The sequence below is a fragment of the Lysinibacillus zambalensis genome (genome assembly GCF_040183165.1).
Taxonomy (GTDB): Bacteria; Bacillota; Bacilli; order Bacillales_A; family Planococcaceae; genus Lysinibacillus; species Lysinibacillus zambalensis.
The window spans coordinates 1-420 of the sequence record NZ_JBEGDG010000075.1 but is presented as its reverse complement, the minus strand read 5'-3'; the positions used below and the strand labels follow the sequence as shown (position 1 = coordinate 420).

Here is a 420-nt window from a genome sequence, read left to right as displayed (position 1 = left end):
CTGTATTGAATTCGTTTTGCTTATGCTTTTTCTTCTGTTCTTTTAAATACATATTGTACGTGATTAAGGCTTCTCTCTTACGATTCGAAAGGATATCATCATAATTTTGTTCACTGCCATATCCGGCATCTGCGACAATGTGTTTGGGTAACTTAAAATAACGTTGTTCGATTTCATCTAAAAATGGGATTAATGTACGTGTATCTGTTGGGTTCGGAAAAATGCTGTAGGCAAGCGCATACTGACCTTCTGTTGCCACTTGTATGTTATAACCTGCCTTCAATTGACCATTTTTCATATAGTCATCTTTCATACGCATAAATGTCGCATCCGGGTCTGTTTTCGAATAACTATTTCGTTCGTCAAAGATTTCGAAGTCTCTTTGATATTTTAGTTTGCGTTCAATATAGTCGATTAATT

The 420-nt window shown here is 35.5% G+C and carries 1 protein-coding gene; it reads right to left on the bottom strand.

Going from position 1 to position 420, the window contains the following annotated elements:
• A partial coding sequence (locus ABNX05_RS26105) for a transposase (RefSeq protein WP_349662347.1) occupies positions 1 to 420 on the bottom strand: 420 nt, incomplete at both ends.